Source organism: Pelagirhabdus alkalitolerans, assembly GCF_900096905.1.
In the GTDB taxonomy this organism is placed as follows: Bacteria; Bacillota; Bacilli; order Bacillales; family Amphibacillaceae; genus Pelagirhabdus; species Pelagirhabdus alkalitolerans.
Map to the genome: position 1 here is coordinate 1 of NZ_FMYI01000008.1, position 26,861 is coordinate 26,861.

The 26,861-nt window shown below is 37.1% G+C and carries 23 protein-coding genes, 1 tRNA gene and 1 other annotated feature; of the genes, 10 read left to right on the plus strand and 14 right to left on the minus strand.

Going from position 1 to position 26,861, the window contains the following annotated elements; genetic code table 11:
* Positions 1–126 precede the first annotated feature (126 nt).
* The 14 genes from BLR62_RS09670 to dnaA all read right to left on the minus strand — a co-directional run bounded on the left by BLR62_RS09670 (position 127) and on the right by dnaA (position 16,930).
* Positions 127–219 (minus strand) — tRNA-Ser (locus BLR62_RS09670).
* Between the two features lie 66 nt (positions 220–285).
* Positions 286–1,557: a serine--tRNA ligase gene (gene serS, locus BLR62_RS09675; RefSeq protein WP_090796330.1), complete on the minus strand. Its 1,272-nt coding sequence runs from the start codon at positions 1,555–1,557 to the stop codon at positions 286–288.
* A gap of 65 nt (positions 1,558–1,622) precedes the next feature.
* Positions 1,623–1,829, minus strand: a binding site (T-box leader).
* A gap of 37 nt (positions 1,830–1,866) precedes the next feature.
* Complete coding sequence (gene pdxT, locus BLR62_RS09680; RefSeq protein WP_090796332.1) at positions 1,867–2,457, minus strand: pyridoxal 5'-phosphate synthase glutaminase subunit PdxT; 591 nt, start codon at positions 2,455–2,457, stop codon at positions 1,867–1,869.
* A gap of 29 nt (positions 2,458–2,486) precedes the next feature.
* Positions 2,487–3,371, minus strand: coding sequence for a pyridoxal 5'-phosphate synthase lyase subunit PdxS (gene pdxS / locus BLR62_RS09685; RefSeq protein ID WP_090796334.1), 885 nt, complete (start codon positions 3,369–3,371; stop codon positions 2,487–2,489).
* Positions 3,372–3,521: 150 nt separating this feature from the next.
* Positions 3,522–4,850 (minus strand): serine hydrolase, encoded by a 1,329-nt coding sequence (locus BLR62_RS09690; protein ID WP_245719450.1) that lies wholly within the window; start codon positions 4,848–4,850, stop codon positions 3,522–3,524.
* A gap of 151 nt (positions 4,851–5,001) precedes the next feature.
* The gene (gene guaB, locus BLR62_RS09695; protein WP_090796336.1) at positions 5,002–6,471 is read right to left on the minus strand and encodes an IMP dehydrogenase; all 1,470 of its coding nucleotides are present in this window, start codon (positions 6,469–6,471) and stop codon (positions 5,002–5,004) included.
* 209 nt (positions 6,472–6,680) lie between these two features.
* Positions 6,681–7,775 carry an HD-GYP domain-containing protein gene (locus tag BLR62_RS09700; protein WP_090796339.1) on the minus strand — a complete coding sequence of 365 codons (1,095 nt, stop codon included), beginning with the start codon at positions 7,773–7,775 and terminating at the stop codon, positions 6,681–6,683.
* Between the two features lie 26 nt (positions 7,776–7,801).
* The gene (gene gyrA, locus BLR62_RS09705) at positions 7,802–10,294 is read right to left on the minus strand and encodes a DNA gyrase subunit A (RefSeq protein ID WP_090796340.1); all 2,493 of its coding nucleotides are present in this window, start codon (positions 10,292–10,294) and stop codon (positions 7,802–7,804) included.
* A gap of 45 nt (positions 10,295–10,339) precedes the next feature.
* The gene (gyrB, locus tag BLR62_RS09710) at positions 10,340–12,250 is read right to left on the minus strand and encodes a DNA topoisomerase (ATP-hydrolyzing) subunit B (protein WP_176759277.1); all 1,911 of its coding nucleotides are present in this window, start codon (positions 12,248–12,250) and stop codon (positions 10,340–10,342) included.
* 102 nt (positions 12,251–12,352) lie between these two features.
* Positions 12,353–12,643, minus strand: coding sequence for an extracellular matrix regulator RemB (gene remB / locus BLR62_RS09715; RefSeq protein WP_090796345.1), 291 nt, complete (start codon positions 12,641–12,643; stop codon positions 12,353–12,355).
* Between the two features lie 9 nt (positions 12,644–12,652).
* On the minus strand, positions 12,653–13,771 hold the full coding sequence (gene recF, locus BLR62_RS09720; protein ID WP_090796348.1) for a DNA replication/repair protein RecF: 1,119 nt from the start codon (positions 13,769–13,771) through the stop codon (positions 12,653–12,655).
* Between the two features lie 39 nt (positions 13,772–13,810).
* On the minus strand, positions 13,811–14,032 hold the full coding sequence (gene yaaA, locus BLR62_RS09725) for a S4 domain-containing protein YaaA (RefSeq protein WP_090796350.1): 222 nt from the start codon (positions 14,030–14,032) through the stop codon (positions 13,811–13,813).
* A gap of 216 nt (positions 14,033–14,248) precedes the next feature.
* Positions 14,249–15,391, minus strand: a complete 1,143-nt coding sequence (gene dnaN / locus BLR62_RS09730; RefSeq protein ID WP_090796353.1) for a DNA polymerase III subunit beta — start codon at positions 15,389–15,391, stop codon at positions 14,249–14,251.
* A gap of 186 nt (positions 15,392–15,577) precedes the next feature.
* Positions 15,578–16,930, minus strand: coding sequence for a chromosomal replication initiator protein DnaA (gene dnaA / locus BLR62_RS09735; protein WP_090796355.1), 1,353 nt, complete (start codon positions 16,928–16,930; stop codon positions 15,578–15,580).
* A 578-nt stretch (positions 16,931–17,508) separates the two neighbouring features.
* On the opposite strand from dnaA, the gene rpmH reads away from it, so the two are divergent.
* The 10 genes from rpmH (at position 17,509) to BLR62_RS09785 (ending at position 26,818) form a co-directional block, all read left to right on the plus strand.
* Positions 17,509–17,643, plus strand: a complete 135-nt coding sequence (gene rpmH / locus BLR62_RS09740) for a 50S ribosomal protein L34 (protein WP_090796357.1) — start codon at positions 17,509–17,511, stop codon at positions 17,641–17,643.
* Between the two features lie 141 nt (positions 17,644–17,784).
* Positions 17,785–18,147 carry a ribonuclease P protein component gene (rnpA, locus tag BLR62_RS09745; protein ID WP_090796359.1) on the plus strand — a complete coding sequence of 121 codons (363 nt, stop codon included), beginning with the start codon at positions 17,785–17,787 and terminating at the stop codon, positions 18,145–18,147.
* A gap of 106 nt (positions 18,148–18,253) precedes the next feature.
* Positions 18,254–19,027: a YidC family membrane integrase SpoIIIJ gene (gene spoIIIJ, locus BLR62_RS09750; RefSeq protein WP_090796361.1), complete on the plus strand. Its 774-nt coding sequence runs from the start codon at positions 18,254–18,256 to the stop codon at positions 19,025–19,027.
* Between the two features lie 2 nt (positions 19,028–19,029).
* Positions 19,030–19,650 carry an RNA-binding cell elongation regulator Jag/EloR gene (gene jag / locus BLR62_RS09755; protein WP_090796364.1) on the plus strand — a complete coding sequence of 207 codons (621 nt, stop codon included), beginning with the start codon at positions 19,030–19,032 and terminating at the stop codon, positions 19,648–19,650.
* 252 nt (positions 19,651–19,902) lie between these two features.
* A complete protein-coding gene (mnmE, locus tag BLR62_RS09760) occupies positions 19,903–21,282 on the plus strand; it encodes a tRNA uridine-5-carboxymethylaminomethyl(34) synthesis GTPase MnmE (protein WP_090796365.1) in 1,380 nt (459 codons plus the stop codon).
* 22 nt (positions 21,283–21,304) lie between these two features.
* On the plus strand, positions 21,305–23,200 hold the full coding sequence (gene mnmG / locus BLR62_RS09765; RefSeq protein ID WP_090796368.1) for a tRNA uridine-5-carboxymethylaminomethyl(34) synthesis enzyme MnmG: 1,896 nt from the start codon (positions 21,305–21,307) through the stop codon (positions 23,198–23,200).
* A 30-nt stretch (positions 23,201–23,230) separates the two neighbouring features.
* A complete protein-coding gene (gene rsmG / locus BLR62_RS09770) occupies positions 23,231–23,947 on the plus strand; it encodes a 16S rRNA (guanine(527)-N(7))-methyltransferase RsmG (protein WP_090796369.1) in 717 nt (238 codons plus the stop codon).
* 193 nt (positions 23,948–24,140) lie between these two features.
* On the plus strand, positions 24,141–25,001 hold the full coding sequence (gene noc, locus BLR62_RS09775; RefSeq protein WP_090796496.1) for a nucleoid occlusion protein: 861 nt from the start codon (positions 24,141–24,143) through the stop codon (positions 24,999–25,001).
* Positions 25,002–25,218: 217 nt separating this feature from the next.
* Positions 25,219–25,992, plus strand: a complete 774-nt coding sequence (locus BLR62_RS09780; protein ID WP_090796371.1) for a ParA family protein — start codon at positions 25,219–25,221, stop codon at positions 25,990–25,992.
* On the plus strand, positions 25,973–26,818 hold the full coding sequence (locus tag BLR62_RS09785; protein ID WP_090796373.1) for a ParB/RepB/Spo0J family partition protein: 846 nt from the start codon (positions 25,973–25,975) through the stop codon (positions 26,816–26,818). Before BLR62_RS09780 ends, BLR62_RS09785 begins: the two co-directional genes overlap by 20 nt.
* Positions 26,819–26,861: the final 43 nt, after the last annotated feature.

Below are 26,861 nucleotides of genomic sequence, written 5' to 3' on the forward strand. Positions count from 1 at the left end.
GTTTCATAGCAGCTTAGCGCTCCTACAAAACGTGTTTAGATTCTTATAAAATATATCGACTCATATTCTTCACCAACGTCAATTGACAAAGAACCCATATATCGTCTTATTATTATACATTATAAATGGAGGAGGAAGAGGGATTCGAACCCCCGCGGGCGGTGAAGCCCCTGGCGGTTTTCAAGACCGCTCCCTTCAGCCAGACTTGGGTATTCCTCCGTGAGCTGACGACAAAAATAATAATATCAGCTTCCATTATAACTGTCAATAGAATTTATAAATTTTTTAAGAAATAATTGTTTTTCCACCCATATAAGGTTGCAAGGCCTTAGGCACAGTCACTGTTCCATCTTGATTTTGATAATTTTCTAAGATCGCAGCAACCGTTCGACCAATCGCTAGACCTGAGCCGTTCAATGTATGAGCAAATTCTGGCTTCTGTTTTTCCTCACGACGGAAACGAATGCCTGCTCGACGGGCTTGGAAGTCTTCAAAGTTTGAACAAGATGAAATCTCTCGGTACGTTTCATAACTTGGCATCCATACTTCAATATCATACTTCTTCGCTGCTGTAAAACCTAAATCACCCGTACACATACTCATCACACGATAAGGTAATTCTAAGCGTTGTAAAATCGTCTCCGCATGCTTCGTTAATTCTTCTAACGCTTCGTAAGAATCTTCTGGCTTCACAAATTGAACTAACTCGACTTTGTTAAATTGGTGCTGACGAATCAACCCTCGTGTATCACGTCCAGCTGATCCTGCTTCTGAACGGAAATTTGAGCTAAACGCTACGAATTTTGCAGGTAGATCATCGATTGATAAGATATCATCACGATAATAATTGGTCACCGGCACCTCAGCTGTTGGAACAAGGAAATAATCCCAACCATCAATTTTAAACGCATCGTCTTCGAATTTAGGCAATTGACCCGTTCCTGTCATGCTATCACGATTCACCATGTATGGTGGTAACATTTCTTCATACCCGTGTTCATCAGCATGCAGATCCATCATAAAGTTTAACAACGCACGTTCAAGACGTGCTCCTAATCCTTTATAAAATACAAAACGACTACCTGTGACTTTTGCGGCTTTTTCAAAATCAAGTAAGCCTAAGTTCGTTCCAATTTCCCAATGCGGCTTTAAATTTTCCGCGCTTGGTACGTCTCCCCATGAGCGTACTTCCACGTTATCTTCTTCCGTCTCACCGACAGGCGTTGATTCATGTGGAATATTTGGTATTGAGAGCATCAACTTATCGAGTTTTTCCTCAACTTCTCTTAACTCTTGGTCGATTTTTTTGATTTCTTCCCCTACAGCACGCATTTTCGTAATATAATCATCCGCATCTTTTTTCTCTTTTTTCATTTCTGCAATTTGTTTTGAGACGTTATTACGTTCTGATTTTAATTCCTCGGTTTTAGCAATTAATGTACGACGAGATTGATCCAACGTTTCAAACTGTTCTAAATCCGATAAATCTTCACCGCGTGCATGCAATTTGTCTTTAACTTCTTCAAAATGATTTCGTAAATACTTAATATCTAACATTTTAGAACCTCCTCTTATTATTTTTTCCAATTTAACGTACAAAAAAGCTCCCATCCCTAATAAACATTAGGGACGAGAACTTCCCGCGATACCACCCTGGTTGGAGAGCTCACTCTCCCGGCTTGATTTTAGATAACGGCTCTTCACCGGACATATTTTAAATCCATATGTCACTCAAGGATGGATTCGCAATTTATTCGCACTAGTTCGCACCGACCACTAGCTCTCTTAAGTCGATATAAATTGTTACTCGTTCCTCTCATCGTTTCTTTTTAATGATGATTTTTTTATATCATAGCTAAATTTTAGTTAACATGCAAGTTCTTTTTTCTGTTCTTCAACCATCTTAACAAAATAAGCCGTTAAACGGTCATCATCCGTTAATTCAGGATGAAAGGCTGTACATAAAAATGGACCTTGTTTAGCGGCTACAATCGCATCATTGTGTGTCGCTAGCACTTCCACATCGTCACCTACTTCGATAATATAAGGTGCCCGAATAAAGACTGCATCAAATGGTTCATTCATCCCTTTTAGAGAAAGAGGTGCTTCAAACGATTCACGTTGACGGCCAAATGCATTACGCTTCACTTTCATATCCATTAATGCGATATGAGGTGACGCTTCACCGACAATTTCTTTAGCTAAAAGAATTAAACCAGCACATGTGCCAAAAATCGGCTTATTTTGTTGACCGAATTGCTTAAGTGGTTCTAAAAATCCATACTGATTAATTAAGCGACGCATGGTCGTACTCTCGCCACCTGGTAAAATCAATCCATCAATATCAGCCAATTGTTCGACTTTTTTCACGATCACGGCATTCGCACCGCTTCTTTCTATTGATTTCACATGTTCTCTAACTGCCCCTTGCAAGCCTAAAACACCTATTGTAGCCATCTTCATCGTCCCTTTATCTCTAGTCTAGATTACCATCCACGATCTTGCATACGATCTTCTTTTGCAATTGTTGAAATCTCTAAACCTTTCATCGCTGTTCCAATACCTTTAGAAACCTTAGCAATTAATTCATAGTCATCATAGTGTGTCGTTGCTTCAACAATTGCACGTGCAAATTTTTCTGGGTCATCTGATTTAAAAATACCTGAACCAACAAAGACACCATCTGCACCTAATTGCATCATTAACGCCGCATCAGCTGGTGTTGCGACACCACCTGCAGCAAAGTTAACAACTGGCAAACGGCCATTTTCCTTAATTTCAAGCAACACTTCATAAGGTGCGCCAAGTTCTTTAGCGAAAGTCATCACTTCATCTTTTGACATATGCACTAACTGGCGAACTTGACCATTTACTTCACGAATGTGACGAACCGCTTCAACAATATTCCCTGTACCTGGTTCACCTTTTGTACGTAGCATAGAAGTCCCTTCACCAATACGACGAGCCGCTTCACCTAAATGACGGCAACCACAAACAAATGGTACCGTGTATTCTTTTTTATCTAAATGATATACTTCATCAGCTGGTGTTAATACTTCACTTTCATCAATATAATCGACACCCATTGATTCTAATACACGCGCTTCTACAACATGTCCGATACGTGCTTTGGCCATAACTGGAATGGATACAGCATTCATCACTTCCTCAACGATCGTTGGATCCGCCATACGCGCAACGCCACCCGCTGCACGAATATCAGAAGGAACACGCTCTAATGCCATAACAGCAACAGCACCTGCTTCTTCAGCGATTTTTGCTTGTTCTGCATTGACAACGTCCATAATGACGCCACCTTTTTGCATTTCAGCCATTCCTCGTTTTACACGATCAGTTCCTTGATTAGTCATTCTAACTCCCCCTATATTTAAATCATTGTACTAAACAAATTCAAAAATTCTAACGATTTGATTAGCTAACATTTTATCCTAACGCCTAAAGACTTGCAACATTATTTTAGACAAAAACTCAAGAACATGCGCATGTTCTTGAGTTTTATATTAAAACCATCCAGTTACAGAATCGACAACAGTTGAAAATAAATCGCTGAAGAAATCACCAATTGCCCCCATTGATAACATAAACCAATTCGCTTGTTCAACGTCAGAGGTTGCAATTAAATCAACGCGTTGATCAGATTGATCTTCGTATATATTGCCGTAATGATCTTCACCGCCATAAACAAGACGAACTTGTCCGACAACATCACCCTGTTCAATCGGTGCAACGAGTTCTTCATCATCATTTAAATAATCCGTATCGAATTCATATTCAATTGAATAGAGATCTTCCTCGCCATCTTTGACCATTGCAGATAAGTCATCAGCTAATTCAACTTCAACTGTATCTTCTCGACCTTTGTCAACATCAATCACAGACTCATCTTCTAACTGATCGCCCGCTTCGAATAATGTTTGTTTCTCGAATTCACTAAAACCATAATCTAGAAGTTCTTGAGTTTGTTCAAATCTTGCTCCATAACTATCTGTTCGCATAACAACGGTAATTAAACGTTGACCATCTTGCTCTGCTGTTGATGTAAATGAATAACCGGCCTCCGTTGTGAAGCCTGTTTTTAATCCGTCAACGCCTTCAAAATAGTATTGGGCAAAGTTTGTATTATCCCATGGTAACATCCAGTTTAAATTCTCAAGATGCTCTCCATCAAGCTCTGAAGTCAACATACTTGAAAACTCGAGTACTTCTGGATAATCATTAACTAAATGATAAGCTAATATAGCCGTAGCACGTGCTGACATCAAATTATCAGCATCTTCTGCTGTCCCTTCTGGATGCTCACCATCAAGGCTTGCGTTATTTAATCCAGTTGAATTCACAAACTCATAATCTGTTAATCCTAATTCTTCACCTTTATCATTCATCATTTCAACAAATTCTGTTTCAGAACCGGCTACCAGTTCCGCTAAAGCAATCGTTGTTGCATTATCTGAAATGATTGCCATACCTTCATACAACTGACGTACTGTATAATCTTGGCTTTGTCTTAAACCAATGCCTGAAAACGCAGGATTAGCTGATATTGCGTATGGATAATCATCGATTTGAATCGTTGTATCCCAATCGAATTCCCCGTTATCAATCGCTTCTAAAACGAGATATTCTGTCATCATTTTTGTCATACTTGCTGGCGGTAATTTAATATCTGCTTCTTTTGCAAATAATATTTCACCTGTTTCAGCATCGACTAAAATCGCTGACTCTGCCTCTAAATCTAATGATGCTGCTGATACTGAATTTAGTGAACTAGAAGTTAAAACAATCGCTATACTCATAAGTAAACTTACTGTCATCTTTTTAAAATTAATCAACTTTCTTTACCTCCAGAAAAAATGTCTACTTTATTATTCTATCACAGTCTAGGTGTGTTTCGACATCAACTTTTTGCCTATCTTTAAAATATTTTCATTATCTAAAAAACAGTTTAGCCTTTTAAAAAGACTAAACTGTTTTCATATCTTATTAAACTGAATAATTCGGTGCTTCTTTTGTAATTTGAACATCATGCGGATGTGATTCTCTTAAGCCTGCACCAGTCATTCGAATAAATTTCGCATCTTTTCTAAACGTTTCAAGGTCTTTTGTTCCACAATACCCCATACCTGAACGAAGTCCTCCAAGTAATTGATGAACCGTATCACTTAATGGCCCTTTGTAAGCAACACGACCTTCAATACCTTCTGGAACTAGTTTCTTCGTATCATTTGTATCTTGGAAGTAACGATCTTTAGAACCTGATTTCATCGCAGTGACACTTCCCATACCACGATACACTTTGTAGCGACGTCCTTGGAAAATCTCCGTTTCACCTGGACTTTCTGTTACACCAGCTAACAAGCTACCAAGCATGACAGCACTTGCACCGGCTGCAATTGCCTTAGCAATATCACCAGAATATTTAATACCACCATCAGCAATGACAGGTACACCATAAGCATCTGCCATTTCTGCACAATCATTAATCGCTGTAATTTGAGGAACACCAACACCAGCAACGACACGTGTTGTACAAATTGAGCCTGGCCCAATGCCCACTTTAATGATTGATGCACCTGCTTCAATTAAATCTTTCGTCGCTTCTTTTGTCGCAACATTTCCAGCAATGATTATGATATCAGGGTATTTAGATGATACACGTTTTACTTGATCCGTCACACCTTGTGAATGACCATGAGCTGTATCAATCACAATGACATCAACACCAGCTTCTGCTAGCTTATCGACACGTGTCATCGCATCAACGGTCACACCTACAGCTGCACCACATAACAAACGGCCTTGTGCATCTTTTGCTGAGTTTGGAAATTCAATAACCTTTTCAATATCTTTTATCGTAATCAAGCCTTTAAGCTTACCACCCTCATCGATAAGCGGTAATTTCTCAATTCGATGTTTTTGTAGAATCTTACCTGCTTCATCAAGCGTTGTGCCAACAGGTGCTGTCACTAAATGATCACTCGTCATGACTTCGGATATTTGAATCGAATAATCTTCTATAAAACGTAAATCACGGTTCGTTAAAATACCCACTAAAACTTGATCTTCTTCATTGTTAACAATCGGAACACCTGAAATACGGAATTTGCCCATTAAATGTTCCGCTGCAAATACTTGACTTTCGGGTGTTAAGAAGAATGGATTGGTGATCACACCACTTTCTGATCGTTTCACACGATCAACTTGTTCAGCTTGTTCTTCAATGGACATATTCTTATGAATAATCCCAAGTCCACCTTGACGCGCCATTGAAATCGCAAGTTCTGCTTCAGTTACTGTATCCATACTTGCACTAATCAATGGAATATTAAGGTGTAGCTGATCTGTTAGCTGCGTTTTAAGTGATACATCTCTTGGTAATACATCCGATTTAGCTGGCACGAGTAACACATCATCAAATGTTAAACCTTCTTTTTCAAATTTGTCCGCCCTCATGATTTATGAATCCTCCTTTAAAATATGGTGTTTCTATCTCTTTTAGCGATACTTATTGTTATTTACAATACGATATCACACCTTACTTTTCAACCTTTTTTTTTAGGTTTACCCATTAATCTAAAAAACGATTGTGAAAAAGCGTACAAATAACGAATTCAACAGAAAAAATACGCACCTCAATTAAGAGCTGCGCACTTCTTTACTAATTAAATAATATGTTCAATCGTGACACCATTCGATTGTTCTGCAACCGATATAATTTGTTTTGAATCATGCATTTGAACAAAGACTTCAGGCTGTTGTTCAAACCCTAATGCAACCAGAGTGCCTGTTTTGCCATTTGATAAGTAAACGTTCTTTTTTAACAACGCATCTTCCAACGTGACAATAAATACATCCAGAAAATCCGGATCAAACTGGCTACTTTTCAAGGATTGCATTTCTGGGACGACTGAGAAAAAAGGTTTTTTGTTTTGGTGATAACGGTCTGATGTCATCGCGTGATAAGCATCAGCAATCGCAATCATACGTGCATAAGGGTGAATTTTATCCGAATTAACTCCAAGCGGATAACCCGAACCATCTAATTGTTCATGATGTTGTAAAATACCAAGCTTAGCTGATTTTGTAAGTGCTGGTGATTTCTCAACAAATCGATATGAATAGGTTGGATGCTTTTTCACTTCTTCATACTCTGGTTGAGGTAGATTCCCTTTATACATCAATAGCGATTGATTCATTTTAGCCATTCCACTATCTGCTATAAGTGCTGATAGACTCACTTGAACCCATTCTTTATCGTACCCTTTTCTTTTTGCCAAGATAGCAACAAGCAAGCTTTTCGCTACACTATGGTGATAAATATAATCAGATTCTGTAGCTTGATTTGCAATTAAAAAGACTTGATCTTGATGCGTTTCTACACGTTCAAGTAGAGGGACTATCAGTTGTCTTAATGCATGAATATCAATATTTTTACCGCTCTGCCATTGTTTAAACAGACGCTCATATTCCTTGACCACTTGAACATAGTGATCAAGGAATGCATCTGGAAAGGGTGGTTCTTCTTTCTGTGTCTTTTTATGTTTAGATTCAGATGACGCTAGATGATCGGGTTTATAAGGTAACCCATTAGCTAACGTTTTTGAGACTTCAACTTCTTCAATTAAAAAACGCTGTAAAACTGTGATATGTTCTTCTGTTACAACGGTATCGCGCCTTACGATCGGACGACTCGTTTTACTATAAACATCGGATAAAATCACACATTGGGGTACTAATTGCTCCGGATGTACTCGCACACCTTCACCAACCTTACGTCAAAAGTTTAACTCTCTTGTTGATCTGATTCATCTATTGCGGTTAAATCCTCTTCTTCTAATTCATCATCTTTTTCTTCAACACAAGCAACGGTTGCGACTTTTTCATCTTCTTGTAAGCGAATCAAGCGCACACCTTGTGTATTACGCCCCGTCATCGAAATACTTTCAACGGGCATTCTAATTAATACACCTGACGCTGTCATGATCATTAAATCTTCGGTTTGATTAACCGCTTTAACCGCAACAACAGGACCTGTTTTTTCTGTAATATGGCAAGTTGAAACACCTTTACCGCCACGATTAATTAAACGATAATCTTCTGCTTTTGTCTGTTTGCCGTATCCGTTCTCTGTCACATTTAAGATGTATGCATCAGGTGCAAGAATTTCCATTGAGACTACTTCGTCACCATCACGTAACGTGATCCCTTTAACACCCGCAGCTGTACGTCCCATCGAACGGATTTGAGATTCTTCAAATCGAATTAAGGAACCGAATCGAGTAGCAATCATGATATTTTGATCCCCATCCGTTAAACGAACAGAAATTAACTCATCATCATCTCTTAAATTCAAAGCAATCAATCCGCCACGGCGAATTTTTGCAAATTGGCTCAACTGAGTCCGCTTACTAATACCGTGTTTGGTTGTGAAGAACAGGTAATGGTCATCCTGGAATTCATTAACCGTTATAACTGCATTAACCCATTCGTCCTTATCGATCTCTAACATATTGATAAGTGGAATACCTTTTGCTGTTCGAGAAAATTCAGGCACTTCATAGCCTTTCAAACGATACGCTTTTCCTTTATTCGTAAAGAATAGAACCGTATCATGTGTCGACGTTGAAATGAGATGTTCAACAAAATCATCATCATTCGTATCCATACCTTGGACACCTCGACCGCCACGTCGTTGCGTACGATACGTTGATGAAGGCAATCGTTTGACATAGCCACGATGTGTCAGTGTAATCACAATATCTTCTTCTGGAATTAAATCTTCATCTTCAAAGAAATCAATACCACCTGAGACAATTTCAGTACGTCGTGCATCATTAAATTGTTTTTTAATCGCTTCTAGTTCTTCTGTAATAATCTCTAGTAATTTCGTTTCGTTTGATAAAATCGCTTTAAGTTCTTCGATTAAATCTTGAAGTTCACTATATTCAGATTCGATCTTGCCTCGTTCTAAACCAGTTAGACGTTGCAGGCGCATATCAAGAATCGCTTGTGCTTGCTTTTCCGTTAACTCATATTGGTCTATCAGTTCTGCACGCGCAATATCAGCTGTATCCGATTGGCGAATCAATTGAATAATCGCGTCAATATGATCAAGTGCAATACGTAAACCTTCTAAAATATGAGCACGCGCCTCTGCTTTATCTAATTCAAATTGAGTACGTCGTCTTACAATCACTTTTTGATGTTCTAAGTAGTGACTGAGTGCTTGTTTTAAATTTAATACTTTCGGTTGCCCATCAACGAGTGCAAGCATATTAATACCAAAAGAGGTTTGAAGTGAAGTTTGTTTGTATAAATTATTTAATAAAACGTCTGGATTGGCATCTTTTCTGAGCTCAATCACAATTCGCATACCATTACGATCCGATTCATCACGTAAATCTGTAATACCATCAATCTTCTTATCCCGAACAAGATCAGCGATTTTCTCAACGAGTTTTGCTTTATTAACTTGATAAGGCAGTTCATGAACGAGAAGAACAGGTTTACCATTTGCCATTTGTTCAACGGACACTTTAGCACGTACTGTAATCGAGCCTTTACCCGTCTCATATGCTTTTCGAATACCTGAACGTCCTAAAATCATACCACCCGTTGGAAAATCAGGGCCGAACATATGATTTTCTATCAATTCTTCAATTGTAATCTCAGGATTTTGACTAACAGCTAAAACAGCATCAATCGTTTCACCTAATTGGTGAGGTGGGATATTTGTTGCCATCCCAACTGCAATCCCTGATGTACCATTGACAAGTAAGTTAGGGAAACGAGATGGAAGTACTTGTGGCTCACGTTCTGATCCATCATAGTTATCCATATAATCAATCGTATTTTTATTAATGTCTTTTAAAATCTCCATTGAAATTTTAGACATTTTTGCTTCCGTATAACGCATTGCAGCAGCTGGGTCACCATCTACTGAACCGAAGTTACCATGCCCGTTAATAAGCATATAACGATAACTAAAATCTTGAGCCATCCGAACCATTGCCTCATAAACAGCCGAGTCACCGTGTGGGTGATACTTACCGATGACATCACCTACGATACGTGCTGATTTTTTATAAGCTTTATCTGCATGCATACCTAAATCATTCATCGCGTAAAGAATACGACGTTGAACAGGTTTAAGACCGTCTCTGACATCTGGAATCGCACGAGAGACAATGACACTCATAGCATAATCTAAAAATGAATTACGCATTTCTTTACCAATATTAACTTCCTGTACTTGGGGACGATTTTGTTCCACCATTATTTACCTCCTATCCAACTGAGGACACTTCATTCACTGATCATTTTAAATATCTAGATTTTTAACATATACAGCATTATCTTGGATAAAGTTACGTCTTGGCTCCACTTTATCTCCCATGAGCATGTCAAAAATTTGGTCTGCTTCGATCGCATCATCCAAATTAACTTGCAACAATGTGCGGTTATCAGGATCCATTGTCGTCTCCCATAACTGCGTTGCATTCATTTCACCTAAACCTTTGTAACGTTGCAAGCCTGGTTTCGGTTGCTTTGGAATTTCGCTTAATATCTTTTCCATCTCTCGCTCATCATAAGCATAATAGGCGGCTTTACCTTGTTGTATTTTATAAAGTGGCGGTTGGGCAATATAAATATAGCCATATTCAATCAACGGGCGCATGTAACGATATAAGAACGTTAAGAGCAATGTTCGAATGTGCGCACCATCAACATCAGCATCCGTCATAATGACGACTTTGTGGTAACGAGCTTTTGATATATCAAATTCTTCACCAATACCTGTCCCCATTGCTGTAATCATAGAACGCACTTCATTATTTGATAAAATACGGTCAAGACGCGCTTTTTCTACGTTCAATATCTTACCTCTTAAAGGCAGAATCGCTTGGAAGTGACGGTCACGCCCTTGTTTAGCTGAACCACCCGCTGAGTCACCCTCAACAATATAAATCTCACTGATCGATGCATCACGTGATGAGCAGTCAGCAAGTTTACCAGGTAAATTAGACACTTCAAGTGCACCTTTACGGCGGGTTAACTCACGTGCTTTTTTCGCAGCCATACGCGCTCTTGATGCCATTAACCCTTTTTCAACGACAATCTTAGCTGAATCTGGATTCTCAAATAAGAATTTTGAAAACAGTTCGCTAAATGAAGAATCTGTGATCGTACGTGCTTCACTGTTCCCTAATTTTGTCTTCGTTTGCCCCTCAAATTGAGGATCAGGGTGTTTAATTGAAACAATCGCTGTTAAGCCTTCTCGAACATCATCGCCTGTTAAGTTTGGATCGGTTTCTTTAAATAAGTTATTTTTACGTGCATAGTCGTTAATGACACGTGTCAATCCAGTTTTGAAACCAGATTCGTGCATACCACCTTCATGTGTATGAATATTATTCGCAAATGAATAAATATTACTTTGGAAACCATCATTATACTGAATAGCAACTTCAACATTAATACCATGTTCCTCTTTTTCAGCATAAAATGGTTCATGAAGGACTTGTTTGGATTGATTTAAGTATTCAACGTAAGAACGAATACCACCCTCATAATAAAATGATTCTTTCTTATCTTCTACACGTTTATCTTCAACTGTTACTTTTAAACCTTTGTTTAAAAACGCCAATTCTCGCAAGCGATAAGCTAATGTATCATAATTGTAGACCAATGTTTCTTCAAAAATTTCTGGGTCTGGGGAGAAGTGGATTTTTGTTCCTGTGTAATCAGGGTCTGTTTCCCCAATCACTTCTAGCTCGGTATTCACAATCCCTTTCTTGAAATCTAAGTAATAAATTTTACCATCACGATAAACATGCATTTCTAAAGAAGTCGACAACGCATTAACAACAGACGCACCTACACCATGAAGACCGCCTGATACTTTATAACCGCCACCGCCGAACTTCCCACCAGCGTGTAATACCGTCATAATCACTTCAACAGCTGGACGATTCGATTTTTCATGGATCCCAACTGGAATACCACGACCATTATCCATAACTGTAATACTGTTATCTTCTTCGATAATGACTTGAATATGGTCACAATAACCTGCTAATGCTTCATCAATACTATTATCTACAATCTCCCAAACTAAATGATTAAGGCCACGTTCACTCGTTGAACCAATGTACATACCTGGACGTTTTCTTACTGCCTCTAGGCCTTCTAGAACTTGAATTTGACTCTCATCATATTGTTCAGAATTCATATTATTTTCTTCAATTGCCAATCGATTCACCTTCATTTCTGAAATAGACTCACTTACTTACATAAGAATCGTCTTATAATTATATATAAAGTCGATCACTTTTTAGTCATCGAACGAATCACCATTTGAATAATCGTCTAAATGATCAAGCGTTGAAATCATACTTGATCGTTTCTTTAACGTTAAAATCGATAATGAACTGTAATAAATACTGTCAGTTGTAATAATAATTGATTTTGTGACATCATCATCTAATGATAAATCCTCTTGAAGTTCTTCTTCGTGTTCAATCATCTCTTCGTTGATTGATGAGGAATGGACATATTGTTGATCAATCATTGCCACAATCTCTTCTGCTCGAATCACTTGATCATCGCCTATATGAATAAACATAAAATCCCCTCATTTCTGCTTCGTGATCGTTCCAGATGTGACGTTAAACAGTGCTGCTTGTTCGATCGTTTGATGTTTAATATCAGACACACTTGTTGTTGAGACAAACGTTTGAACTTTACCTTGAATCGTATCTAATAAATGTGACTGCCTATGTCTATCGAGTTCACTTAAGACATCATCTAATAAAAGAACCGGATATTCGCCGACTTCACGTTTGATCAATTCAATTTCAGCTAACTTGAGTGATAGAGCGGTCGTCCGTTGTTGTCCTTGAGATCCATACGTTTGAACATCCCGATCATTGACATAAAATAAAAGATCATCACGGTGAGGGCCAAATAATGTTGAACCTCTGTCGATCTCTTTTTCTCGATTATCTTTAAATGTCTCATGGAGACACTTTCCTATTTTTTCCTCAGAATCACTTTCTAATACATCTAAGGGCGTACTATATTGAATCGAAAGCGTTTCTGAGTGCTGACTAATCCCTTCATGAATACCAGTAGCCGCTTCTCTAAGTAATTCTAAAAAAATAAATCGTTTTGCGATAATAACACGCGCATGTTCAACTAATTGGTCTGTTAACACATCTAGCATCGTCTCATCACTTGTTTTGCGTCGTTGCAACTGTTTAAGTAAATGATTGCGTTGTTTGACGATTTTTTGATATTGACCTAAATGATAAATATAGATCGGTTGAATTTGACCAATTTCCATATCGATAAATCGCCTGCGAATTTGAGGTGAGCCTTTAACCAAATTTAAATCCTCAGGCGCAAACATCACGACATTTAACGCACCGATATAATCACTTAAACGCTGTTGTTCTAAGTGATTTAACTTTGCTTTTTTACCTTTAGCTGAAAATTGCATCTCAAGTGGAAATTGACGCGCACGTTTATGAACCGTACCTTCTATTCTAGCATAGTTTTCATCCCAATTGATTAATTCTTTATCTTTTGATGTCCGGTAAGATTTCGAGAACGCTAATACGTAAATAGCTTCCATCAAATTTGTTTTTCCTTGAGCGTTTTCACCGATAATGACATTTACTTGATGATCAAAGGTTAAATCAAGTTTTTCGTAATTGCGATAGTGTGTAAGTTTTATATCTTTTATATGCATGAAACGCTAGCCTACCTTCATGACACAATCGTTGGGTGTCTATTGTTGTATCACTCGAAATGCGCCGACTTCTTCAATTTCAACAAGATCGTTCGGATAAAGTTTACGTCCGCGGCGCTGATCTTGTTCACCATTAATAAAGACAGGGAAGTCAGCTAAAAACAATTTAACCATCCCCCCCGATTCAACAACATTGGCTAGTTTTAAAAATTGACCAAGTTGAATATACTCGCTATTTATTTCAATTTCTTCTACTTGCATAGTCGTGTCTCCTTTTTATTAAAATCATTCCGAAACATTTAAAACTCTTCTTCCTATTTTACTAAAGATTGACCGAATAAAAAAGCGCTTATGAAAGATATTTTTTTGTTAAGAGGGTTTTGACTAAATTCATTAAAAATTGAGTGACGCATGATTTTTGAAGCTACAAAAGAAGATAGAGTGCTAAAAAGACACTCTACCTTTACTTTAGTGGATTTAATATGTTCTAACGGGTAAGATCAATTGTAATATTTGGTCATTTTCATTTGGTTTAATAATGAACGGGCGCATAGCACCTGTAAAATCAATTTTAACATAATCTTCTTGAATAATCTTTAATGCATCAATCATGTACTTCGCACTAAATGAGATTTTAAGATCTTCTCCGTTAATTGAATCCGTCGTTACTTCTTCTGTAACCTGTCCAACTTCTGGAGTATTGCTACTAATTTCTAAACGATCATTCGCTTTTGTTTCTAACTTAACCACGTTATTTCGATTTTCTTTTGCTAATAAAGAAGCACGATCAATGGCCTCACGCAATTCTTTTGTTTTCGTTAGTACAGTCGTTTTACTTTGTTCAGGAATTAAGCGTGATGTTTCTGGATAATTGCCATCAAGTAATCGAGATAAAAAGTATAAATGTTTTGTTTGGAAAAGAATTTGATTTTCCGTGACGCTAATGGTGATCTCATCTTCATTATCATCAATAATCTTATTAAGTTCAGCTAAACTTTTACCTGGAATCACGACATTGTTAAAAGAAAGCTGTGATTGGTCATTTTCTAATGGGATTTTGCGCGATGCTAAACGGTGAGAGTCCGTTGCAACAAAATGCATATGTTGATCATCAATGCGCATGTTAACACCAGTTAGGATCGGTCGCGTCTCGACTGTTGAGACAGCAAAGACGGTTTGACGAATTAATTCTTTTAATAAATCATTCTTTAGTTCAAAACTATTATCTGTATGCATGACAGGAAGCTGTGGGTATTCCATCGCATCTTGACCATTCAAATGGAATTCAGAACCTCCAGAAGTGATCGTCACTTGGAATTTTTCATCCGTTGTAATTTCAAGTGTTTTTAAAGGAAGTTTACGAATAATGTCTGGAAAATATTTTGATTGAACAACGACACTACCTGGTGTGATTTCTTCTACATTCATAATGCCGTCTTCTTCTTTAGGAATAAAAGATTCGATCGATACATCTGAATCACTACCTGTTAATTTAATACCTTCAGGGGTTGCTTCAATTTTTATGCCTGTAAGTATTGGGATCGTAACGCGTGAAGAAATAGCTTTCATCACATGTTGAATACTTTCCATTAATAAATCGCGTTGAATGACAAATTTCATAACTAAAAATCCTCCTAAGGGAAGTCTATTATATATATATTATTAATAAAAAAATAGTAGTAATAGTAATAGGGCGTGTGGATATGTGGATAAGCGTGTATAATACTTGAAACTATTAAGTTATCCACTTGTTGATAGAATGTGAGTATTGCGTTTTATTTATACACATTATACACAACCTATTTTTTATAAACTTTTTAATTGTTCCTTGATCGCATCAATTTCATGACTAAGTGATGGATCTTCTGCCATCATATTTGTGATTTTCTCATGAGCGTGAATAACGGTTGTATGATCACGACCACCGAATTCTTCACCAATTTTAGGAAGAGAAAAATCCGTCAATTCTCTTGAGAGATACATGGCGATTTGACGAGGAAATGCAATTGATTTAGTTCGTTTTTTAGCAGCAAATTCTTCAAGTTTAATACTGTACTTTTCTGCAATAATTTCTTGAATCCCGCCAATTGTAATCTTTTTCGGTCGAGAGTTTGGAATAATATCTTTTAACGCTTCAGCAGCAAGTGACGCATCGATATCTTCATTAATGAGTGATGAATAGGCAACAACACGAATTAAGGCGCCTTCTAATTCACGAATATTCGTATCAATTTGATTCGCAATATATAACATAACCTCATTTGGAATGTCGAGAGCTTCTGCTTTAGCTTTCTTTCTTAAAATGGCAATTCGTGTTTCCAAATCAGGTGGCGTAATATCTGTGATTAATCCCCATTCAAAGCGAGATCGTAAGCGATCTTCTAATGTTGGAATTTCTTTAGGTGGTCTGTCACTTGAGATAATAATTTGTTTACTTTCTTCATGAAGTGTATTGAATGTATGGAAAAATTCTTCTTGTGTTTGTTCTTTTCCAGCTAAAAATTGAATATCATCAATTAAAAGCACATCAACATTTCGATACTTACTTCTAAAGTTTTCAGCTTTATTATCACGAATTGAATTAATAAATTCATTCGTAAATTTTTCACTTGATAAGTAAAGAACTTTTGCGCTTGGATTGTGGTCAAGTACATAATGACCAATCGCATGCATTAAGTGTGTCTTACCTAAGCCAACACCACCGTATATAAATAATGGATTGTAAGCTTTAGCAGGTGCTTCTGCAACAGCAAGTGAAGCTGCATGAGCAAAGCGATTTCCTGATCCAATAACAAATGTATTAAACGTATATTTATCGTTAAGCATTGTTTTCGTTTGATCAAGTTGATCGTTTTCTTTTACAGTATGCTTTTTAGGTGGTTGGTTAGGTTCTGTATCAATTGATTCTTCTGTTTCTGGAATCACAAATTTTGTTTTCAATTTCGCCCCGGTGACGTCATAAATTGCTTCAGAGATGAGCTGGCTATACCGGTTTTCTAACCAATCACGAGCAAACTCTGTTGGCGCTGTAATGATGAGTGTATCATCTTTAATCCGATCTGCTTTGGTACTTTTTAGCCATGTATCAAAGCTTGGCTTACTTACTTTTTCTTTAATAGCAGCCAAAGTACTATCCCAGAGTTCTTCTATATTCTCCATTAATAAGCCCCTTTCTATAAGTAATGGGTTATAAATTGTTCAATTTAGACATAAAAAACCTCTCGCAATCTATAAAATTTAGGATAGATCGAAAGGTTTGTCATTTAAAGGTCTGTGGATATATGAAATAGGAGCATGTAAGTTTATAAGACATCTATTCATTTTATACACAACCTTGTGGGTAAGTAGGTACACAAACATGTGAATAAATGTCCACAGGTTATCCACCGGTTGTGGATAGAAGTAAAGCGTCCATTTATTTTTAGTCAGTTAAACACAGTTATAGTATCAGAAAAACAGAAGGAATGCAAGGTGATTCGACAGTTATCCACATATTCATATCGATGTGGTCTCTTTTCATCCACAATACTAGAATTTGTGGTTATTTTGTCGATAAATGGTGTGGATAGAAAAAAAGAAGAGAAAATCTAAACACATGTGTTGTGGATAAGCTATGTAGACCTTAGAGTTTTATATGATCTTCAAGTAATGGTTGACATACAACGAGGATATTCTTATAATGAGTAAGACTGTCTAATAATAGTTATTTTGAATTCCTCAGGGAGGTGTCATATAGAATGAAACGTACATTCCAACCGAACAATCGTAAGCATAAAAAAGTACACGGTTTCCGTGCGCGCATGAGTTCAAAAAATGGACGTAATGTGTTAGCTCGTCGCCGTAAAAAAGGTAGAAAAGTATTATCAGCATAGGCCACTGAGATCATGTCAGTGGTCTTTTTCCCTTTTTAGAGCACAATAAAGATCGTCATCATGTTTTTAACTCATCCATGTGGCGATCTTTATTTTTACGTATAGAAGTAAAATGTATGAAAGATGCGAGGAGGCAATGGTATGAGAAAAAGTTACCGATTGAAAAAAGATGATGAATTCCAAAGAGTGTTCAAGAAAGGGAAATCATTTGCTAATCGACAACTTGTTTTGTATTATTTGCCTTGTGAGGATCAGACTCATTTTAGGTTTGGTTTGTCTGTTTCTAAACGCGTAGGAAATGCTGTCGTTAGAAATCGAATTAAACGCTACATTAGACAAGCCTTTTTAGAATTAGAGCCTGATGTGAAACCATCTTATGATTTTATCGTCATTGCTAGAATGCCGACAAAAGACATGGACTTTCATCAAGTCAAAAAAAGCTTAACTCATCTATTATATAAATCTAATTTATTGCAATCTAAAAATCGTCAAAATAGGAAATAATCGATTTAAATAAGTTTATCAAGATTGTAGTAATCCACACAACTTAGTGATAGAATAATTTATGAGTTTTTCATATAGATGTGAATGCAAGTTAAGGAGGAAAATCATGCGTAAAAAGGTCTTAATGATCACGGCCTTACTAGGTTTAGTGTTATTACTTTCAGGTTGTGGCGATCTTGAAGCACCGATCACCGCTGAATCTGATGGCATTTGGGATTCGTACTTTGTCTATCCATTATCATGGTTGATTGTAACAGTATCTGATTTCTTTGCAGGTAATTTCGGGTTAGCGATTATCGTGGTCACGTTAGTTATTCGTTTACTATTAGTTCCATTAAACGTTAAACAACTAAAAAGTTCAAAAGCAATGCAAGAGGTTCAACCACAATTACAAGAAATTCGTCAAAAATATAGTTCAAAAGATGCTCAAACGCAACAAAAACTACAAGAAGAGACGATGAAGTTATTCCAAGCTAATAATGTGAATCCAATGGCAGGGTGTTTGCCGATGTTTGTACAAATGCCAATTTTAATTGGTTTGTACCATGCGATCATGCGTACACCAGGATTACAAGATGGGAGCTTCTTATGGTTTGAATTATCAACACGAGATCCATACTTTGTTTTACCAGTCGTTGCTGCAGGTGCAACATTCTTACAGCAGAAATTAACGATGGCAGGAACAAGTACATCTCAAGCGGCAGGAAATCCGCAAATGACCATGATGCTTTATATGATGCCAATTATGATTGGTGTTATGTCGATGTTCTTCCCTTCAGCCTTAGCACTTTACTGGGTTGTCGGTAACGTATTTATGGTACTTCAAACAATCTTTATTAGAAAGCCGTTTAAATTCCAACAAACTTCGGGAGGAAATTAATCGTGAAACAGGTAACCGCTTCTGGACAGACAACAACCGATGCGGTCCAAACAGCGCTGGAGCAACTAAACACCACTGAGGACCAAGTCAGTATTGAAATCATTGATGAAGGTAAAAAAGGTATGTTTGGCATTTTTGGTGCTAAGCGTGCCATTGTGAAAGTAACGATTAAAGAAGATCCAATTGAAGAAGCAACGGCGTATTTAAAACAAATCGCTCGTCAGTTTTCTGAAGATGTTTCCGTTACAGTTAAGCAGTCCAATAAGTCCGTTTCATTTGATTTATCAGGTGAGAAAATTGCCATGATTATTGGTAAAAGAGGACAAACGTTAAATGCGTTACAACATCTTGTGCAAGTGATGTTAAATCGTAAAGCAAATGATCATTACCGTATTGTTGTTGATGCCGAAGGGTATCGAAAGAGACGCCAAGATACACTCGAACAATTGGCGAATCGCTTAGCTGATAAAGCTATTAAAATTAAAAAACATGTCACATTAGAACCGATGCCTTCCTATGAACGGAAGATCATTCACAGTATTTTATCGAATAACAGTAAGATCGAGACGTATTCTGACGGTGCAGAACCTCATCGACACGTCGTGATTAAACCTGTTGATTAATGTTGTCATAAGCCTTCCTTTCATATAAGGGAAGGCTTTTTTTATTTGCATTTTTTATAAAGAAAGATTAGATTTAATTTTTAGTTATCCACATGTTGGTTTTAAAGGAATTATGTTTTCCACTGTGGATAGTTAAATGCGTTTCAATTGATTAAAAAATATGATATTCTATTAAGTTAGTGACAGCTATAAAAAATTATCCACATGTTAATAAATAAATGAGTCACACTAAGTGATGGAGGTGTTTTTACAGTGTTAGATTTTGATACGATTGCAGCCATTTCAACGCCTCTTGGAGAAGGGGCGATTGCCATTGTTCGTTTAAGCGGTACTGAAGCCGTTTCAATTGCGAATCGCTTATATGATGGGCGCGATTTGGATGTAGTTGATTCACATACCATGCATTATGGTCGAGTGATCGATCCAAATACAGAGGAAATGATTGAAGAAGTTATGGTGAGCGTGATGCGAGCTCCCAAAACGTTTACAAGAGAAGATGTTGTTGAAATTAATTGCCACGGCGGTTTAGCTTCAGTTAACCGTTTGTTAGAACTCACACTCGAACTCGGTGCCCGATTAGCTGAACCAGGTGAATTCACAAAGCGTGCTTTCTTAAATGGACGCATTGATTTATCACAGGCAGAAGCGGTAATGGATTTAATTCGTGCCAAAACAGATAAGGCAATGAATGTTGCGGTTAAACAATTAGATGGGAAGTTATCAAAATTAATTGAGCGCCTCCGTCAAGATTTAATTGAAACCGTCGCTCAAGTCGAAGTTAATATCGATTATCCAGAGTATGATGATGTTGAAGATATGACAAAAGAGTTAATGCTCTCTCGAACGAAATCTGTATATCAAGAGATCGAACGATTACTGGAAATGGCCAAACAAGGTAAAATTTTACGTGAAGGCATTTCAACAGCTATAATAGGACGTCCAAATGTCGGAAAATCATCATTAATGAATGCATTAGTGCAAGAAAATAAAGCCATTGTGACAGAAATTCCTGGCACGACCCGTGATGTCATTGAAGAGTATGTCAATGTAAGAGGTGTTCCATTACGGTTAGTTGATACAGCTGGTATTCGTGATACAGAAGATATTGTTGAAAAGATCGGTGTTGAACGGTCACGACAAGTACTAAAAGAAGCCGATCTTATTTTACTTGTGTTAAACCATAATGAACGACTAACTGATCAAGACCGTCAATTGTTTGATTTGGTATCTGATTTAGGATTAATTGTGCTGATCAATAAGACAGACCTCGATCAACAACTTGATTACGATGAAGTCTATCAATTGAGTCAAGGGCATCCTGTTATTACAACTTCCTTAATTGAAGAAGCAGGGATCGATCATTTAGAAGAAGCGATTGCCAATACATTCTTTGATGGGCAAATTGAAGCGGATGATTTAAGTTATGTCTCAAATGTAAGACATATTCAATTATTAAAACAAGCCCTCGGTAGTTTAGAAGATGCAACTTCAGCGATCCATGATGATATGCCAATGGATTTAATTCAGATTGATGTAACAAGAACGTGGGAATTACTCGGTGAGATTATTGGTGACACAGTCGAAGATAGTTTGATTGATCAATTATTTTCACAGTTTTGTTTAGGAAAATAAATAGGGGATAAGGAGATCGATAATTATGTATGATGCAGGTCATTTTGATGTGATCGTGATTGGTGCTGGTCACGCAGGGGTTGAAGCAGCAAATGCTAGTGCAAGACGCGGCGCTAAAACGTTAATGCTCACATTAAATTTAGATATGATTGCGTTTATGCCATGTAATCCATCAATTGGTGGACCAGCAAAAGGGGTTGTGGTCAGAGAAGTTGATGCATTAGGTGGCTTAATGGGTAAAGTGATTGATAAAACATACATTCAAATGCGTATGTTAAACACAGGGAAAGGTCCAGCTGTTAGAGCATTACGTGCTCAAGCAGACAAGCCTTTGTATATCCAAGAAATGAAATATCAGCTTGAACGATTAGAAGATCTCACGATGAGACAAGCAATGGTTGAATCGCTAATTGTTGAAGACGGTGTCTGTAAAGGAGTTGTAACCGAAACAAAAGCGGCTTACTATGCCGATTCTGTTATTATTACGACCGGGACATTTATGAGAGGTAGCGTCATCATTGGCGATATTCAATATGAAAGTGGCCCTAATAATCAAAGACCATCTGTTAAATTATCAGAACAACTTGAAGAATTAGGTTTTGATTTAGTTCGTTTTAAAACAGGAACACCACCGCGTGTTAATTCAAATACGATTGATTATTCAAAAACAGAAATTCAACCAGGAGACGAAAAGCCAAGCCATTTCTCTTATGAAACGACAGAAGCGATTCTCGATCAAATTCCTTGTTGGTTAACGTATACAAATGAGACAACTCATCAAATTATTGATGATAATTTAGGACTCTCAGCCATGTATTCAGGTATGATTAAAGGAACAGGTCCACGTTATTGTCCGTCTATTGAAGACAAAGTGGTACGTTTCCATGATAAACCGCGTCATCAAATCTTCTTAGAGCCAGAGGGACGTCAAACAGAAGAAGTTTACGTACAAGGATTATCAACGTCGCTACCTGAATATGTTCAACGTGACATGTTGCGGTCGATTCCAGGCTTAGAAGAAACCGAAATTATGCGAGCGGGCTATGCGATTGAGTATGATTCAGTCGTGCCAACGCAACTTTGGCCAACACTTGAAGTCAAGGATATCCCTGGTTTATTTACAGCCGGACAAATTAATGGAACATCGGGCTATGAAGAAGCAGCAGGACAAGGGTTAATGGCTGGTATCAACGCTGCGAGTCGAGCAAAACAAACTGAGCCATTGATGCTTGACCGTTCTCAAGCTTATATCGGCGTTATGATTGATGATTTAGTCACGAAAGGAACGAATGAACCATACAGATTGCTTACATCTCGTGCTGAATACCGACTTTTACTGCGTCATGATAATGCAGATATTCGTTTAACAGAGATCGGTTATCAGTATGGATTAATTGATCAAGCTCGCTATGATCGTTTCCAGGAAAAATTAGCATTAATAGAAAAAGAAACGAAACGATTAGCAAAACAAACCATTAAACCATCTGATGAGTTAAACGATTTACTAGCTTCTGTAGGTGGTACACCGTTAAAAGAGCCTACAAAAGCGCTTGATTTAATGAAACGACCAGAAGTAGGGTATTCTATAGTTCATCAATTAACACCGGCTGATGACACCTTGCCTCAAGACGTGATCGAACAAGTGGAAATTCAAACGAAATATAAAGGCTATATTGAGAAATCAAATCAACAAGTCGATCGGATGAAGAAAATGGATGAAAAAGTAATTCCAGATCGAATCGATTATGATGCGATCAGTGGTATTGCAACAGAAGCTAAACAAAAGCTCAAAAAAGTGCGCCCATTATCTGTCGGACAAGCCTCTCGTATTTCTGGTGTTAATCCATCTGACATATCGATTTTACTGGTTTACATTGAGCAAGGGCAAATTGCCAAAACATCAGAAAACGCAGAATGAATCGATTAACAAGGAAGGGTGGTTCATGCCATGAATGAAGACAGATTTTTTAATGCTTTAAAAGATCAAGGCATTGAATTAACAACGGAGCAAATGAATCAGTTTAATATGTATTATGAAACGCTTGTTGAATGGAATGAAAAGATGAATTTAACGGCGATTACAGATCGAAAAGATGTTTATTTAAAACACTTTTATGATTCAATTACAGCAAGTTTTTATGTTGATTTTAATAAAGAGTTATCAATCTGTGATGTTGGAGCGGGTGCAGGGTTTCCCAGCATTCCGCTTAAGATTTGCTTTCCTCATTTAAAGGTGACAATTGTCGATTCATTAAAAAAACGAATGACATTTTTAAATGAATTAGCCAATCGATTAGGACTAACGGATGTCGCATTTTATCATGATCGCGCTGAATTATTTGGTAAAAATAAACAATTCAGACACAGTTTTGACTTGGTGATGGCTAGAGCCGTAGCTAAAATGTCTGTCTTAAGTGAACTGTGCCTTCCATTAGTTAAAACGGGTGGCTTGTTTGTCGCAATGAAAGGACCTAATGCCGAGTTAGAATTAAAAGAAGCTGAAAATGCGATTGAATTGTTAGGCGCGGAAGTTGATCAACTGGTCACATTTGATTTACCAGATAAACAAGGTGAGCGAAATATTGTTACCATTAACAAGCTAAGACAGACGCCTAAAGCTTATCCTAGAAAACCAGGAACACCGAATAAAAACCCTTTAACATAATCGGACTCATGATCTATCCATTTATTTTTTTAGTCAATATTTACGAATTTAAAGGATAATATGATAGAATAGTAGAAGTATGTTAATTGAATGAAATGGATTCGATAATTTTTTGCGCAGTTAAAATGTTTCACGTGAAACATTTTAAGATCCCGATAAATTTAAGGGTTTGCAAGAAAAGGTGGTGTTGATTATATTACCTCCATTTAGTCGTATATTTGGCATGGGTGATAGAGAAGAAGCAACAGAAGAAACATATAGTCAAAGTGAAGTCGTCTATATCGAAATAGGTGAAATTGCACCTAATCGTTATCAACCACGAACAATCTTTGAACAAGAGAAGATAGACGAGTTAGCTCAGACGATTCATACACATGGCATGATTCAACCAATTGTTGTTCGAGAGTTGGAAGAAGAGTCTGATAAAAAGTATGAAATTATCGCTGGTGAAAGACGATTTAGAGCAGTCACATTATTAGAATGGGATCGGGTTCCTGCAATCATTCGTAAAATGAATGATAAAGAAGTAGCATCTGTTGCTCTAATCGAAAATTTACAACGTGAAGAACTGACAGTTATAGAAGAAGCAAGAGCCTACGATCGTTTAATTGAAATTCATGAATTAACACAAGAAGCTCTAGCACAACGTTTAGGAAAAAGCCAATCAACAGTTGCTAATAAAATGCGCTTGTTAAAGTTGCCAGAACCTGTTCAAACAGCGATGTTGAATAAATCGATTACGGAGCGACATGCACGTGCATTAATCGGTTTAAAAGATGAAGATAAACAAATCAAACTCTTAAATGAAATTATAAATAATGAACTTAATGTTAAACAAACAGAAGCACGAATCGCTAAGATGTTAGAAGAAAAACCTAAGAAAAAGAAACCGCGTTTAAAAGGCATTAGTAAAGATTTAAGAATTGCAATGAATACGATTCGTCAATCAGTCGATATGGTTTCTGAAACAGGTGTTAATTTAGAAACCGATGAACAAGATTTAGATGATTACTATCAAATAACGATTAAGATTCCAAAACAAAATCATAAATGACGCGTAACCTATCTTTTAGTAAAGGTAGGTTTTTTGCGCGCTAAATATAATAATGTAGTGCTATACGGGTTGAATTTCCGACAAACGGGAAAGAAACGACAAAAAATATGTATGAATCATTGCGACTATTTTAATGGTTATCTTGAATAACCACTGTTTATTTTATTGAAAAGTGATAGAATAATAAGAAGAAAGACAAGATGAGGTAGGTGACATAATGGGAAGAGTAATCGCCGTCGCTAATCAAAAAGGTGGCGTAGGTAAAACGACTTCAGCCGTTAATCTAAGTGCAGGTTTAGCACATTTAGGATATAAAACACTATTAGTTGATATCGATCCCCAAGGTAATGCCACAAGTGGTGTGGGCGTTAATAAAGCAGACGTCGATCATTGTATTTACAATGTATTAGTTGAAGACTATGAAGCAAAAGATGTGATTGTTTCGACAAATGTTGATCAATTAGACTGTATTCCAGCAACGATTCAATTAGCAGGAGCAGAAATTGAACTTGTACCAACCATTTCAAGAGAAGTTAGGCTACAAAAAGCTTTAGAAAGCTCGGTAGGACTATATGATTTTATCATCATTGACTGTCCACCATCACTCGGGTTGCTTACATTAAATTCACTAACAGCTGCCGATAGTGTGATGATTCCTGTACAATGTGAATATTATGCATTGGAAGGTTTGAGTCAACTGTTAAATACAGTTCGTCTCGTTCAAAAACATTTAAACAAATCATTGGAAATAGAAGGCGTCTTACTCACAATGTTAGATGCACGAACCAACTTAGGTATTCAGGTCATTGACGAAGTGAAAAAATATTTCCAAGATAAAGTCTATCAATCGGTTATACCGAGAAATGTTAGATTAGGAGAGGCACCAAGCTATGGCAAGCCAATCTTAAGCTATGATCCAAAATCAAAAGGTGCAGATGTTTATCTAGAGTTAGCAAAGGAAGTGATCGCACATGGCGAGAGGGTTAGGTAAAGGTATTAATGCGTTTTTTCCTGATTTAGAAGAACAAGAAAAAAATGAGCAACATGTAATCGAAATCGATGTGACTGCATGTCGCCCAAATCCTTATCAACCGAGAAAAACGTTTGATGTCGATGCGATTGATGAATTAAAACAATCAATCATGACACATGGGATTATCCAGCCGTTACTTGTTCGAGAATCGATCAAAGGCTATGAAATCATTGCGGGCGAACGACGTTTTCGTGCTGCAAAAGAAGCAGGGCTAGAAACTGTTCCGGCTATTGTAAAAGAAATGGACGATAAGAGTATGATGGAACTCGCGTTATTGGAAAACTTACAACGTGAGAATTTAACATCGATTGAAGAGGCTCAGGCCTATGTGAATTTGATGGAATCTTATCAATTAACACAAGAAGAATTGGCTAAAAGACTTGGAAAAAGTCGTTCGTACATTGCGAATGTGACTCGCTTATTGCATTTACCAACTCAAGTTCGTGCAATGATCGGTAGTGGTGAACTATCAATGGGACATGGTCGTACATTATTAGGCTTAAAAGACGAGAAAAAATGCGTACCTTTAGCTGAAAAGATCACAAAAGAAAAATTAAATGTTCGTCAAGTTGAATCGATTGTCCAACGTTTAAATAATGAAAAGGCTAAAGAAAAACAAAAAAAGAAGAAAAAGGATATCTTTTTAGAAGAGCGTGAAAGTACACTAAGAGACCGATTAGGAACGAATGTTAAAATTCAAAAAGGTCGTAATAAAGGTAAAATTGAAATTGATTTTTTCTCAAATGAAGACTTAGATCGAATCATGGAACAATTTAATCTTTAAATTTTTTTAAAAAAAGTGTAGACAGATAAATCTTATGTGTTAT

Coding starts and splice junctions, on each gene's coding strand:
- dnaA (WP_090796355.1), bottom strand. CDS start 16,930: ATGGAGAATATAGAAGAACTCTGGGATAGTACTTTGGCTGCTATTAAA.
- recF (WP_090796348.1), bottom strand. CDS start 13,771: ATGCATATAAAAGATATAAAACTTACACACTATCGCAATTACGAAAAA.
- gyrB (WP_176759277.1), bottom strand. CDS start 12,250: ATGAATTCTGAACAATATGATGAGAGTCAAATTCAAGTTCTAGAAGGC.
- pdxT (WP_090796332.1), bottom strand. CDS start 2,457: ATGGCTACAATAGGTGTTTTAGGCTTGCAAGGGGCAGTTAGAGAACAT.
- spoIIIJ (WP_090796361.1), top strand. CDS start 18,254: ATGCGTAAAAAGGTCTTAATGATCACGGCCTTACTAGGTTTAGTGTTA.
- rpmH (WP_090796357.1), top strand. CDS start 17,509: ATGAAACGTACATTCCAACCGAACAATCGTAAGCATAAAAAAGTACAC.
- yaaA (WP_090796350.1), bottom strand. CDS start 14,032: ATGCAAGTAGAAGAAATTGAAATAAATAGCGAGTATATTCAACTTGGT.
- BLR62_RS09780 (WP_090796371.1), top strand. CDS start 25,219: ATGGGAAGAGTAATCGCCGTCGCTAATCAAAAAGGTGGCGTAGGTAAA.
- pdxS (WP_090796334.1), bottom strand. CDS start 3,371: ATGACTAATCAAGGAACTGATCGTGTAAAACGAGGAATGGCTGAAATG.
- rnpA (WP_090796359.1), top strand. CDS start 17,785: ATGAGAAAAAGTTACCGATTGAAAAAAGATGATGAATTCCAAAGAGTG.
- BLR62_RS09785 (WP_090796373.1), top strand. CDS start 25,973: ATGGCGAGAGGGTTAGGTAAAGGTATTAATGCGTTTTTTCCTGATTTA.
- remB (WP_090796345.1), bottom strand. CDS start 12,643: ATGTTTATTCATATAGGCGATGATCAAGTGATTCGAGCAGAAGAGATT.
- gyrA (WP_090796340.1), bottom strand. CDS start 10,294: ATGGTGGAACAAAATCGTCCCCAAGTACAGGAAGTTAATATTGGTAAA.
- rsmG (WP_090796369.1), top strand. CDS start 23,231: ATGAATGAAGACAGATTTTTTAATGCTTTAAAAGATCAAGGCATTGAA.
- dnaN (WP_090796353.1), bottom strand. CDS start 15,391: ATGAAATTTGTCATTCAACGCGATTTATTAATGGAAAGTATTCAACAT.
- serS (WP_090796330.1), bottom strand. CDS start 1,557: ATGTTAGATATTAAGTATTTACGAAATCATTTTGAAGAAGTTAAAGAC.
- guaB (WP_090796336.1), bottom strand. CDS start 6,471: ATGAGGGCGGACAAATTTGAAAAAGAAGGTTTAACATTTGATGATGTG.